We start from the raw sequence: 13227 nt of genomic DNA on the forward strand, positions 1-13227 counted from the left end.
AATCAAGGAACAATATGGCAGCAAGACCCAACCGCCACCAACGGGAGAAATAAATGAACACGATTTGGAAAGCTGCGGCAGCCGCAGCGCTTGGACTGGTATTGTCGGGCGCGGCACATGCACAATCGGCCCTGAACGAAGTGCTGGATTCGGGCGTTCTGAAAGTCGGCACAACCGGCGACTGGAACCCGATGTCCCTGCGCGATCCGGCGACGAACAGCTACAAGGGCTATGACATCGACATCATGAACGAACTGGCCACCGATCTGGGGGTCGAGGTCGAATATGTGCCGACCGACTGGAAAACCCTGGTCAATGGCGTGGTTGCGGGCAAGTACCACCTGACCGGCTCGGCTTCGATCTCGCCGCCGCGCATGAAGGTTGCCGGGTTTTCGGACAGCTATATCGCGGTCGAGTTGTTTCCCTACACCACCAAGGACAAGGCCGACAAATTCGACGGCTACGACTCGATCAACCAACCCGACGTGACGGTTGCCACCACTTTGGGCACCACCTTTGAAAAGCGCGTGCGTGAATGGTTCCCGAATGCGGAAATCAAGGTTGTCGAAGCGCCGGCCCGTGGCTTTCAGGAGGTTATCGCCGGACGTGCGGACGTGTTCATCACATCGAACATCGAAGGCTCGACCCTTGAAGACAAATTCCCGGTTGTCCGCGTGAAGAATGCGGGCCCCCGTTCGCCTTCGCCCATCGCCATGATCCTGCCGCAGGACGATCAGGTCTGGATCAACTACGTCAACAACTGGATCGAGGTGAAGAAGGCGCAGGGTTTCTTCGAAGCGAATCGAGAGAAATGGGGTCTCTGACCTGACCAGCGCCCGGCCTTACCGCCGGGCGTTTTCAATTTCCGCTGGGTACGGCCTTGGCCACAACGGTTATGAAACTGACCTTGTCCGTCTTCAGCTCAACCGGCCCATGCGCAGCGTTTGAATCAAAGCTTAAGGAGTCGCCGGGGCGCATATGATAGGCCTCATCCCCGCAGCCATAGACCATCTCACCATCGGTGACGTGGATGAACTCGATCCCCTGATGTTGATATGATGGTCGTGGCCCCAGAGGCGATTCCAGCGTTACGCTGAAGCTTTCGAAACTGACATGCTTGGCCTCGGCGCGGCCGATCAGCTTGTAGCTATGACCGTAACCGCTGCCCAGCCGCTGCACCGTCACACCCTCGCCCGCCGCAACAAAGGACACGTCGGACCGTTCGACCGTTGCGGCAAAGAAATTGATCAGGGGGACACCGATCCCGTTTGCCAGCGCATCCAGCGTTCCAAGCGAGGCCGAGACCTGTCCGCGCTCGATCTTCGAGATCATCGCGGTCGAGACCCCGGACTGACCCGACAACTCGGCCAGCGTCAGACCTGCGAGCATGCGATGGGTTTTGACGGCCAGCCCGATCACATGATCAAGCGGCGGCTTCTGGGTTTCAATGGTACGTGGCTGTTCCATGCGCTCAGCGTATCGGCGTGTTGCCAAAAGGAAAAGCGATAGTCAGGCTGTAATCATGAAACTGGATCATATGACATGGTATGAGGTCGAGGCCCGGATCAAGTCCGGGGCCGCAATCCTGCTGCCCGTGGGATCGACCGAGCAGCATGGGCCGATGGGCCGGATCGGAACCGACACGATCTGCGCCGAAGCGATAGCGCTGGCCGCAGCCAAGCGGTGCGACGCCATCGTGGCTCCGGCGCTGGCCTACACCCCGGCCCCGTTCAACACGGCCTTTCCCGGTACGGTCTCCCTGTCGGAGCCGATTTTTCAAACCATGGCGAGCGAGGTCATCTCGGGCCTGCTGGCGCAAGGGTTTACCGGTGTTTTTGTTGTGAATGGTCACGGCGCCAATCTGGCACCGTTTAACCGCATCGCTGACGCCCTGCCCGCAGGTCGGATTCAAATTGTCAGCTGGTGGGAGCCGCCCAGCGTCAACGCCCTGCGCCAGAACCTTTATGGCGCGTGGGAGGGGATGCACGCCACCCCGTCCGAGATCGCGATCACGCAAAGCCTGTTGGGGGCTTTGCCAACGGGATTGGCCGCCGATCCCCCCAAGAAACTCAGCTCTGATTATATCCGCGCCCATAGCGGCGACCGTCACGGCCCACCCGAAGAACACCGGGCCGCGTTCCCGGATGGCCGCGTCGGATCCCATTCCGCGCTGGCCACGCCCGAGGACGGCGCGCGGCTGCTGGACACCGCCGCACAGGCGATCGCAGAACAGTTTGCAGCGTTTCAGGATCTGGCGCGACAGGTTCGTTAGGCTGCGGATAAACTCGTCTCACCAGCGCGTGACAATCGATGTCAGGCGATTGCAACGGGTCGGTTCTCGGGCCACTTTCAGTCTCGGAAGGAGACCTGCCATGACCCGAACTGCCTACCTCGATTTTGTGAAGCCCGCCCTGTTGCTGACGTTCATAACTTTGGCCGCGATGCTGCGGGTCCTGCCCGCTCAGGCGGCAGGCACCGAGACACTGACCGTTGCGGGCGGGTGTTTCTGGTGCGTCGAATCCGATTTCGAATCCGTCCCCGGTGTCGTGGGCGCGGTGTCGGGATATACCGGTGGCAAATCGGCCAACCCAACCTATGATCAGGTCTCAAAAGGCGGTACAGGCCATTACGAAGCGGTTCAGATCACCTTCGATCCGGCCCGGGTTTCCCGTGAAACGCTATTGAACATGTTCTTCCGCTCGGTCGATCCCACCGATGCGGGCGGTCAGTTCTGCGACCGGGGTGACAGCTATCGCACAGCGATTTTCGTCTCTAACTCGGGCGAAAAGGCGCAAGCGGAAAAGGCCAAGGCACAGGCGCAGGCCGCATTGGGTCAGACGGTGGTGACGCCAATCTTGCAAGAATCTACCTTTTACCCGGCCGAGGCCTACCATCAGGATTATTACAAGGGCGAAAAACTGGTCTTCACCCGCTTTGGTCCGAAACGTCAGAAGAACGCCTATAAGGCCTATCGCAATGCCTGCGGTCGGGATGCGCGTGTGAAACAGCTTTGGGGCACAGACGCACCCTTTGCCGGGTCTTAATCGAAAGACGCGTCGCGCACTTCGCGCAGATCAGGAATGACATCCGCCGTACCGTGCCGCGTGACCATCAGGGCCGCGGCACGATTTGCTTGCAGGATCGCCTGTTCCATCGGCATCCCCCGGTCCATCCCGGCCAGAACATAACCGGTGAACGTATCCCCCGCACCGGTCGTATCGACCGCCTGAACCTTGTGGGCCGCAAAATCAACCGGTTCACAGCCCTGTTGCAGATACCGCGCGCCTTTTGCGCCAAGGGTGACGATGACATGGCGCACCGGCAGTTGCGCGGCATCCAGCCCGGTTTCCTGCCGCAATTGCTCGGCCTCAACCTCATTCAGGATCAGAAAATCCAGATAAGGCAGAACGTCCTGCACGGCTTGGGCCTGAAACGGGGCGGCCGCGTAGCAGACGGTCAGGCCCAGCTCGCGCCCCATCCGGGCGGCCTCGACCTGCGCATTGGTTTCGTTCTGCAGAACCAGAAGGTCCCCGGTATTGGCAGACGCCAGCGCCTGCCCGACCTGCGACACCTCCAGCGCGTGGTTGGATCCGGGGAAGAGGACAATCAGGTTCTCACCCTGCGCATCCACGGCCACGATGGCATGGCCGGTGGGCACATCGACTTCGGCAATAAACCTTGTATCGACGCCATATTCGGTCAGCCGATCCTTCGCCCAGCGCCCGTCGGCCCCGACCGCGCCAATATGGCTGACCCGTGACCCGGCCCGCGCTGCCGCGACCGACATATTGGCCCCCTTGCCGCCCAGAAAACGCTCCAGCCCGCTGGCCGCCAGCGTCTCCCCCGGCGCGGGCAGATGCGGCAGGGCATAGACCATATCCGCATTGATCGAGCCGAGGTTCCAGATCGTCATGGCTTATCCAATATCGCAAGAGGCCAGAATGGCCATGTTCAGAATGTCATTCGCCGTCGACACGGTCGAGCAGATCTGGATCGGCTTGTCGACACCGGACAGGATCGGGCCGATCACGGTGGCGCCGCCCATTTCCTGCATCAGCTTGGTCGAGATGCTGGCCGAATGGCGTGCAGGCACGATTAGGATATTTGCCGGGCCGGTCAGGCGCGAGAAGGGGTACGCCTCTTGCTGATCGAGGTTCAGCGCCACATCGACGGTCATCTCGCCTTCGTATTCGAAATCGACGCCGCGACGGTCCAGAACTTCGGGCGCGACATGCATTTTCTCGGCCCGTTCCGATACCGGATAGCCGAAGGTCGAGAAGCTGACGAAGGCCACACGCGGCTCCAGCCCCATATGACGCGCCACAGCGGCCGAGCGTTCTGCGATGTTGGCCAGATCGTTTTCGTCCGGCCATTCATGCACCAGCGTATCGCCGATCAGCACGATGCGGCCCTTATGCAGCAACGCAGTCACGCCCGCCGCGCCATGGGCGGCATCGGCGTCGAATACATGGTTGATCCGGTCCATCACATGGGCCGATTTGCGCGTGGCACCGGTGACCAACCCGTCCCCATGCCCATGTGCCAGCATCAGCGATGAGAACACGTGCCGGTCGCGGGCCGCAAGGCGGTGGATGTCTTTGCGATCGAACCCTTTGCGCTGCAAACGCTTGTAAAGGAAATCCTTATAGGTCTCGAGATGCGTGGTGTTCGCAGCGTTGACCACATCAAGCTCACGCACGGCGTCGCCCAGACCTGCCTCTTCCAGCTTGGTTTTCACCTCGTCGGGCCGACCGACAACCAACGCCTTGCCAAAGCCCGAGCGCTGATACATCACCGCCGCGCGCAGCACGCGGGGATCGTCGCCCTCGGCAAAGATCATTCGGCTTTGCGCCTGACGGGCGCGGGCGTTCAACCCGCGCAGAATGCTGGCCGTCGGGTCCATGCGGGATTTCAGGCTCAGCTCATAGGCGTCCATGTCGATGATCGGACGCCGCGCCGCGCCGGTATCCATCCCGGCCTTGGCGACCGCAGGCGGGATACGGTGGATCAGGCGCGGATCGAACGGCGTCGGGATGATGTAATCGCGGCCAAAGGTCAGCGATTTACCGTAGGCCATGGCGACTTCATCCGGCACATCCTCGCGCGCCAGACGGGCCAGCGCATGGGCACAGGCGATCTTCATCTCGTCATTGATGGCGCGGGCATGGATGTCCAACGCGCCACGGAACAGGTAGGGGAAGCCCAGAACGTTGTTCACCTGGTTCGGGTAGTCGCTGCGCCCGGTGGCGACGATGGCATCGACGCGGACCTCGTGCGCTTCTTCCGGCGTAATCTCGGGATCCGGGTTGGCCATGGCGAAAATCACCGGGTTGTCGGCCATGCTGGCGACCATATCCTGCGTCACCGCACCTTTGACCGACACGCCCAGGAACACGTCCGCGCCCTTCATGGCCTCTTCCAGCGTGCGCAACTCGGTGGTGATCGCGTGGGCCGATTTCCACTGGTTCATGCCCTCGGTCCGGCCCTGATAAATCACGCCCTTGGTGTCACAGACGATGCAATTTTCATGCTTTGCACCCATCGCCTTGAGCAGTTCGATACAGGCAATCCCCGCAGCGCCTGCCCCGTTCAGAACTATCTTCACATCCTCGATCTTCTTGCACGAGATATGCAGCGCGTTCAGCAGACCCGCCGCACAGATCACCGCCGTGCCATGCTGGTCGTCGTGGAAGACGGGGATGTCCATCTCTTCCTTCAGGCGCTGCTCGATGATGAAACATTCCGGCGCCTTGATGTCTTCCAGGTTGATACCACCAAAGGTCGGCCCCATCAGCTTGACCGCGCGGCAGAACTCATCCGGGTCCTCGGTGTCCAGTTCGATATCGATCGAGTTCACGTCAGCAAACCGTTTGAACAGGACGGATTTCCCCTCCATCACCGGTTTCGAGCCCAGCGCGCCAAGATTACCCAGGCCCAATACGGCGGTCCCGTTCGAGATCACGGCCACCAGATTGCCCTTGTTGGTATAGTCATACGCCGTCTCGGGCGCTTCGGCGATGGCTTCGCAGGGAACCGCCACGCCGGGGCTGTAGGCCAGCGACAGATCGCGCTGGGTGGTCATGGGGACGGTGGCTTGCACCTCCCACTTGCCGGGGGTGGGGTCCAGGTGAAAGGCCAGCGCCTCTTCTTTGGTGATCTTCGCTTTGGGCATTTTAAACGTCGGTTCCATGACTTCGGGGCTGATGCCTCATAGCGCAGGCGGGGCTGCGCCTCAACGGGAATACGTTTTCACCTTTCGTCGCGGGGGCCGCGTTTGTAAGGTCGCGCCCGGAATACGCCAGAAGGGGGCCGCTTTTGTCCACAGTCACGCCGATGATGGCGCAATATCTCGAGATCAAAGAGGCCCATGCCGATGCCCTGCTGTTCTACCGCATGGGCGATTTCTACGAGATGTTCTTCGAGGATGCGGTGAATGCCGCCGAGGCGTTGGATATCGCGCTGACCAAACGCGGCAAGCATAACGGCACCGACATTCCGATGTGCGGCGTGCCGGTTCATGCCGCCGAGGGCTATTTGCTGACCCTGATCCGCAAAGGGTTCCGCGTGGCCGTCTGCGAACAGATGGAAAGCCCGGCCGAGGCGAAGAAAAGAGGCTCTAAATCGGTGGTAAAGCGCGATGTCGTACGTCTGGTGACACCCGGCACTCTGACCGAGGACGCGCTGCTTGAGGCCCGCCGCCACAACTTTCTGGCCGCTTATGCCGAGGTCCGGGATGAGGCCGCGCTGGCCTGGGCCGACATCTCGACGGGCGCGTTTCACGTGATGCCTTTGACATATGTGCGCCTCAGCCCAGAACTGGCCCGGCTCGCGCCGTCCGAGTTGATCGTGGCGGACGGGTCAGAACAGCCCCTGCAAGACCCTGTCCGCGATCTGGGCATTTCACTCACCCCCATCGGGCGCGCCAGTTTCGACAGCACCGCGGCAGAAAAACGCATCTGCGGGTTGTTTCACGTGGGCGCTTTGGACGCGTTCGGAAATTTTGGGCGCGCCGAAGTTTCGGCCATGGGCGCACTGATCGACTATTTGGAAATCACGCAGAAGGGCAAATTGCCCTTACTGCAAACGCCCTTGAAGGAATCCGAGGACCGTGTGGTGCAAATCGACGCCGCCACGCGCCGCAATCTGGAGCTGACGCGATCCCTGTCCAGCGGTCGCGCCGGCTCTCTGTTGTCCGTTGTCGACCGGACCGTCACCCCCGGTGGCGCTCGGCTGCTGGAACAGCGCCTCTCCAGCCCGTCCCGCAATCTGGACATGATCCATTCCAGGCTGGACGCGGTCAGTTTCGCTGCCGAGGACAGCCTGACTGCATCAGACCTGCGCGAGGCGTTGCGCAAAACCCCCGATCTGGACCGCGCCCTGTCGCGGCTTTCGCTGGAACGCGGCGGCCCCCGCGATTTGGCCGCTATCCGCAACGGTCTGACACAGGCGGCGACCATCGCCGAACTCTGCGCCCCGCAGGACCTGCCCGTCCTTCTGGCCACTGCCGTGCAGAAACTGACCGGTTTCGACGACCTGCTGACCCTGCTGGACGACGCCCTTGTCGCCGAACCGCCCCTTTTGGCCCGCGACGGTGGCTTCATCGCCCCCGGTTTCGACACCGAACTGGACGAAGCCCGCACCCTACGCGATGAAGGCCGATCCGTCATCGCGAGTTTTCAGCAGAAATACGCGGAACATACCGGCATCACCTCGTTGAAGATCAAGCACAACAACGTGCTGGGCTATTTCATCGAAACCACGGCCACTCATGCCGAAAAGATGCTGAACCCGCCGTTCTCCGAGACCTATATCCACCGTCAAACCACCGCCAATCAGGTGCGGTTCACCACTGTGGAACTCTCCGAGATCGAAACCCGCATCCTGAACGCCGGAAATCTGGCGCTCGAGATCGAAAAACGGCTCTACCAAAGACTTTCTGGCGAGATTCTGGCCAAGGCCGCGCATCTGAATCAAGCCGCCCGGGGGCTGGCTGAACTCGATCTGACCACAGCGCTGGCCGATCTGGCACGCGGCGAAAACTGGTGCCGCCCGCAGGTCGACACCTCGCGCGCCTTCGATGTGCGGGGCGGTCGCCATCCGGTCGTCGAACACGCCCTGCGTCAACAAGGCGGCGATGCCTTCATCGCCAATGACTGCAACCTCAGCGCCGACAAGGGTGCCGCCATCTGGCTGTTGACCGGCCCCAACATGGCCGGTAAATCAACCTTCCTGCGCCAGAACGCCCTGATCGCCCTGCTAGCACAAATGGGCAGCTACGTTCCGGCAGAGCAGGCCCATATCGGCGTCGTCAGCCAGTTGTTCAGCCGCGTCGGAGCTTCGGACGATCTGGCCCGAGGCCGCTCGACCTTCATGGTCGAAATGGTCGAAACCGCCGCCATCTTGAACCAGGCCGACGACCGCGCTCTGGTGATCCTCGATGAGATTGGCCGCGGCACCGCCACTTATGACGGGTTGTCGATTGCCTGGGCCACGCTGGAACATCTGCACGCCGCCAACCAATGCCGCGCGCTGTTCGCCACCCACTACCACGAACTCACCGCGCTGGCCGGTAAACTGGAAGGCGTCGACAACGCCACCGTGGCGGTCAAGGAATGGGAAGGCGAGGTGATCTTCCTGCACGAGGTCCACAAAGGCGCCGCCGACCGGTCCTACGGCGTACAGGTCGCCCAACTTGCAGGCCTGCCCGCATCGGTGGTGGACCGGGCGCGTATCGTACTGGACCAGCTGGAAAAAACCGAACGCGAAGGCGGCAAGCAAAAGGCACTGATCGATGACCTGCCCCTGTTCTCCGCCGCGCCGCCCCCGCCGCCGCCAGCCCCCAAGGCTTCCCCTGTCACCGACATGCTGGCCGAGATCCTACCGGACGAGCTTACCCCGCGCGAAGCGCTCGACCTGATCTACAAGTTGAAAGAAGCGGCCAAATCCTGACCGCCCCTTCATCTTTTCAAAAATACTCTCGCCGAAGGCTTGGCCTCGCAGAGGCCAATCAGCTTGCCGGCGTCGACGACACCCCAACCTGCGCCGGGCGAAGCAACCGGTCATGCAGCATGAACCCCTCAGCCGACACCTGAATGATATCGCCCGCGCGGGTCCCCGGCACCGGAGCCTCAAACATCGCCTCATGCACATTCGGATCGAAACGGTCGCCAACTTCGGGCGTGATCACCTCGATCCCGTGCTTCTGGAACACGTCCTTCAACGCCCGCATGGTCAGCTCAACACCTTCCAGCAAACCGGCAGCAACCTCTTTCTGCTCGTCCGTTGCCGCCTCAAGCGCGCGTTTCATGTTGTCGTAAACCGGCAGCATGTCGCGTGCCAGTTTCGATCCGCCATACTGTTCCGCATCGCGGCGCGCCTTGTCGCCACGCTTGCGCGCGTTCTCGGCATCCGCCAGCGCGCGCATGAACTTGTCCTTGTAATCGTCCCGCTCGGCACGCAGCGCGTCGATCTCCAGCGCCTCTTCGCTGATATCCATCAGCTCTTCGGCCAGCTCTTCCGCCTCGGCGGTTGCGATATCGTCCAGAAAATCTTCGTTCTTGGGCTCTGCCATCTCTTACCCTCTAGCTCCGGTCGGATATCAGCTTGCCGACCAGTTGCGCCGTATAATCCACGATCGGCACGATCCGTCCATAGTTCAGACGCGTTGGCCCGATGACCCCGACCGCACCGATAATCTTTCGATCAGCGTTCATATATGGAGACACCACCAAAGAGGAACCCGAAAGTGAGAAAAGTTTGTTCTCGGAGCCGATAAAAATGCGCACACCATCGCCTTCTTCGGTCAATTCCAGAAATTCCGCGATGTCCCGCTTGCGTTCCAGATCGTCAAACAAGGTGCGGATACGATCCAGCTCCTCGGCCTCACCCGAGTCACCCAGCAGATTCGCCCGCCCCCGCACGATCAAACGGGCCGAGTCGCCCCCGTCCCCATCCCAGGCGGCCATGCCGCTTTCGACCATCTCGCGTGCCAGCACGTCGATTTCCTGTTTGCGCGCGTCGATCTGACTTTGCATCTGACGGCGCACTTCGCTCAACGTGCGCCCCTCGATCAGCGCATTCAGGAAATTCGCCGCCTCGCGCATCGAACTGGGCGTCTGTCCGGGTGGTGGCGTGAACAGACGGTTTTCCACATGCCCGTCCGAGAACACCAGAACCACCAGCGCGCGATCATGCGCCAATGAGACAAACTCGATATGTTTGATCTCGGTTTCATGTTTGGGGGTCAGAACCAGCGAGGCGCCATGTGTCACGTGTGACAAGGCCGACCCCACGCGGTCCAGCATCCCGCCCACATCGCCCGCGTTAGAGCCTAATGTCTCATCCAGCTTCTGCCGGTCATCAGCCCCCAGATCGCCAACTTCAAGCAAGCCATCCACAAACATCCGCAGACCCTGCTGGGTCGGAATCCGCCCGGCGCTGACATGGGGGCTGTCGAGCAGGCCGAGATATTCCAGATCCTGCATCACGTTACGCACGGTCGCGGCGCTGACTTTCTCGGACAGCGTACGGGTCAGGGTGCGGCTTCCAACGGGTTCACCACTGTCCAGATAGCTTTCGACGATCAGCCGGAACACCTCACGCGACCGGTCATTCATCTCGTCCAGAATTCTGCTTGCTTCGCTCATCTGCGTTCCCCTGCTGGGCCGTCATTAAATCGCAGGCAAATGAAAGGTCAATCGGGGTTGCATCGTAACGCTGCGGGGCGTTATCCCCAACCCAGCAAACAAAGGATTTTCCATGCGACCCTCAGGACGTGATCTAAACGAAATGCGCGCGGTTTCAATCGAGACCGGCTTTACCAAACATGCCGAAGGTTCCTGCCTGATCAAGATGGGCGATACCCATATACTGTGCACCGCCACCATCGAGGATCGCGTGCCGCCGTTCATCAAGGGCTCGGGTCTGGGCTGGGTTACTGCCGAATACGGAATGCTGCCCCGCGCGACCAACACAAGGATGCGGCGTGAGGCGGCAAGCGGCAAGCAAGGCGGGCGCACCGTGGAAATCCAGCGCCTGATCGGCCGCGCCCTGCGTGCCGGTGTGGATCGGGTTGCCTTGGGTGAACGTCAGATCACAATAGACTGTGATGTGATCCAGGCCGATGGCGGCACCCGTTGCGCCTCGATCACCGGCGGTTGGGTGGCGCTGCGTCTGGCGGTGAACAAGCTGATGAAGGCGGGCGATGTGATTTCCGATCCGCTGGTGGACCCTGTTGCCGCCGTGTCCTGCGGGATTTACGCTGGTCAGCCGGTTCTGGATCTGGACTACCCCGAGGACAGCGAAGCGGGCGTCGATGGAAACTTCATCATGACCGGCTCGGGCAAACTGATCGAAGTGCAGATGAGCGCCGAAGGCTCGGTCTTCAGTCGCGCGCAGATGGATCAGCTGATGGATTTGGCCGAAAAAGGCGTCGGTGAACTGGCCGCCGCACAGAAAGCCGCCACCGCATGACCCGCAAGTTCGACGGCGACAGGCTTCTGGTCGCCACCCATAACACAGGCAAGCTTGAGGAGATGGCGCATCTGCTTGAGCCCTTTGGTGTGACCGTCGTGGGCGCAGGCGAGATGAACCTGCCGGAACCGGAAGAGACCGAGGATACCTTTGTCGGCAACGCCCGGATCAAAGCTCATGCCGCGGCAAAGGCCACCGGCCTGCCTGCCCTGTCGGACGATTCCGGGATCACCATCGACGCGCTGGACGGTGCGCCGGGCGTTTACACCGCCGATTGGGCCGAAACCGGCGAGGGCCGCGATTTCCTGATGGCGATGACCCGCGCCCATAACGAACTCGAGGCGAAAAACGCCCCTCATCCGCGCACCGCGCAATTCCGCTGCACGCTGGTTCTTGCCTGGCCCGACGGGCATGATGAGGTGTTCGAAGGCATCGCCCCCGGCCATCTGACCTGGCCAATCCGTGGCAAGGACGGGTTCGGCTATGATCCGATGTTTGTCCCCGAGGGCCATGACATTACCTTTGCCGAAATGGATCGCTGGGAAAAGAACAAGATCAGCCATCGCGGCCGCGCGGTGGAGATGTTCGTGAAAGGCTGCTTTGGCGGATGATTGGCGCAACGGGGGCTTTGGCCTGTATGTGCATTGGCCCTTTTGCGAGGCCAAATGCCCCTATTGCGACTTCAACAGTCACGTTTCCAGAAATATTGATCAAAAACAATGGCTTGTTGCGTATCTGGGCGAGTTGCACCGCAGCGCCGCCGAAACCCCGGATCGTGTCCTTGATACGATTTTCTTTGGCGGCGGCACGCCTTCCCTGATGGACCCCGAAACGGTCGCGGCGGTAATAGATACGGCCCGCGCCCTGTGGCGCCCGTCGAACGATATGGAAATCACGCTTGAGGCCAATCCCGGCTCGGTCGAGGCTGGCCGGTTCGCCGCTTATCGCGACGCGGGTGTGAACCGCATCTCGATGGGCGTGCAGGCGCTGAATGACGACGACCTGCGCCGGTTGGGCCGCATCCATACCGTGGCCGAGGCCCGCGCCGCCTATGACATCGCGCGCAATTGCTTTGACCGGGTCAGTTTCGATCTAATCTATGCCCGCCAACACCAGACGCTGGACGCGTGGCGCGCGGAACTGTCTGATGCATTGTCGATGGCTGTCGACCACCTGTCGCTGTACCAACTGACCATCGAGGACGGCACCGCCTTTGGCGACCGTTACGCCGTCGGCAAACTGCGCGGCCTGCTCGAAGATGACAGCGCCGCCGATATGTACTTGGCCACGCAGGACATCTGCGACGCCCACGGCCTGCCTGCCTATGAGGTCTCCAACCATGCCCGCCCCGGTGCGGAATCCCGGCACAATCTGATCTATTGGCGCTATGGCGATTACGTGGGGATCGGTCCCGGTGCCCATGGGCGGGTCACGTTGAACGGCCAGAAACACGCAACCGAGACCTACCTGAACCCGGACCGCTGGCTGAAAGCGGCCACACAAGGCAACGGGGAAAAAGAGCGCACAACGTTATCCCCGACGGATCAAGCCAAAGAATACCTTATGATGGGTATGCGCGTAGCTGAAGGACTAGATATTGATCGATACAGTCGGTTATCTGGCCTACCCCTGCCCTCGGACGCACTGGATCACCTGACCGATATTGGCATGATCTGCCATCAGAACGGGCGGCTTAGTGCAACAGCAGATGGGCGCGCGGTTTTGAATGCCGTGATCCGAGAGCTTTTGGAGTAG

General features: G+C 61.2%; 12 protein-coding genes. 7 read left to right on the forward strand and 5 right to left on the reverse strand.

The annotated features are described in order from the left end of the window. Nucleotides 1-53 precede the first annotated feature (53 nt). Nucleotides 54-824: a transporter substrate-binding domain-containing protein gene (locus ACR0C9_RS08755; protein WP_170453367.1), complete on the forward strand. Its 771-nt coding sequence runs from the start codon at nt 54-56 to the stop codon at nt 822-824. 34 nt (nt 825-858) lie between these two features. Here the strand turns inward: ACR0C9_RS08755 and ACR0C9_RS08760 are convergent, their stop codons facing one another. Further along, the gene (locus ACR0C9_RS08760) at nt 859-1467 is read right to left on the reverse strand and encodes an XRE family transcriptional regulator (RefSeq protein WP_170453366.1); all 609 of its coding nucleotides are present in this window, start codon (nt 1465-1467) and stop codon (nt 859-861) included. Between the two features lie 55 nt (nt 1468-1522). On the opposite strand from ACR0C9_RS08760, the gene ACR0C9_RS08765 reads away from it, so the two are divergent. Together ACR0C9_RS08765 and msrA are read left to right on the forward strand one after the other, a co-directional pair. Beyond that, nucleotides 1523-2272 carry a creatininase family protein gene (locus ACR0C9_RS08765; protein ID WP_480780819.1) on the forward strand — a complete coding sequence of 250 codons (750 nt, stop codon included), beginning with the start codon at nt 1523-1525 and terminating at the stop codon, nt 2270-2272. A gap of 100 nt (nt 2273-2372) precedes the next feature. Then, entirely contained in the window at nt 2373-3044 is a 672-nt protein-coding gene (msrA, locus tag ACR0C9_RS08770; protein WP_170623512.1) for a peptide-methionine (S)-S-oxide reductase MsrA, read from the forward strand. Here the strand turns inward: msrA and ACR0C9_RS08775 are convergent. Together ACR0C9_RS08775 and ACR0C9_RS08780 are read right to left on the reverse strand one after the other, a co-directional pair. Further along, the gene (locus ACR0C9_RS08775) at nt 3041-3913 is read right to left on the reverse strand and encodes a ribokinase (protein WP_170453363.1); all 873 of its coding nucleotides are present in this window, start codon (nt 3911-3913) and stop codon (nt 3041-3043) included. The two genes, msrA and ACR0C9_RS08775, sit on opposite strands and share 4 nt — an antisense overlap. Before the next feature lie 3 nt (nt 3914-3916). Then, nucleotides 3917-6172: an NADP-dependent malic enzyme gene (locus ACR0C9_RS08780; protein WP_480780820.1), complete on the reverse strand. Its 2256-nt coding sequence runs from the start codon at nt 6170-6172 to the stop codon at nt 3917-3919. Nucleotides 6173-6333: 161 nt separating this feature from the next. Between ACR0C9_RS08780 and mutS the strand changes: the two genes are divergently transcribed. After that, the gene (gene mutS, locus ACR0C9_RS08785; protein ID WP_480780863.1) at nt 6334-8949 is read left to right on the forward strand and encodes a DNA mismatch repair protein MutS; all 2616 of its coding nucleotides are present in this window, start codon (nt 6334-6336) and stop codon (nt 8947-8949) included. Nucleotides 8950-9007: 58 nt separating this feature from the next. Here mutS and ACR0C9_RS08790 read toward each other — a convergent pair whose 3' ends face one another. Continuing rightward, complete coding sequence (locus ACR0C9_RS08790) at nt 9008-9571, reverse strand: nucleotide exchange factor GrpE (protein WP_170453361.1); 564 nt, start codon at nt 9569-9571, stop codon at nt 9008-9010. 10 nt (nt 9572-9581) lie between these two features. Next, on the reverse strand, nt 9582-10646 hold the full coding sequence (gene hrcA, locus ACR0C9_RS08795; RefSeq protein ID WP_480780821.1) for a heat-inducible transcriptional repressor HrcA: 1065 nt from the start codon (nt 10644-10646) through the stop codon (nt 9582-9584). Nucleotides 10647-10758: 112 nt separating this feature from the next. On the opposite strand from hrcA, the gene rph reads away from it, so the two are divergent. Genes rph through hemW form a run of 3 tightly spaced genes read left to right on the forward strand, consistent with a single transcriptional unit; the run spans nt 10759 to nt 13227 of the window. Further along, the gene (gene rph / locus ACR0C9_RS08800; RefSeq protein WP_480780822.1) at nt 10759-11472 is read left to right on the forward strand and encodes a ribonuclease PH; all 714 of its coding nucleotides are present in this window, start codon (nt 10759-10761) and stop codon (nt 11470-11472) included. Next, on the forward strand, nt 11469-12083 hold the full coding sequence (gene rdgB, locus ACR0C9_RS08805) for an RdgB/HAM1 family non-canonical purine NTP pyrophosphatase (protein WP_170453358.1): 615 nt from the start codon (nt 11469-11471) through the stop codon (nt 12081-12083). The genes rph and rdgB overlap by 4 nt, the downstream gene beginning before the upstream one ends. After that, entirely contained in the window at nt 12073-13227 is a 1155-nt protein-coding gene (gene hemW, locus ACR0C9_RS08810) for a radical SAM family heme chaperone HemW (RefSeq protein WP_480780823.1), read from the forward strand. The genes rdgB and hemW overlap by 11 nt, the downstream gene beginning before the upstream one ends.

The organism is Ruegeria sp. C12 (assembly GCF_056537745.1).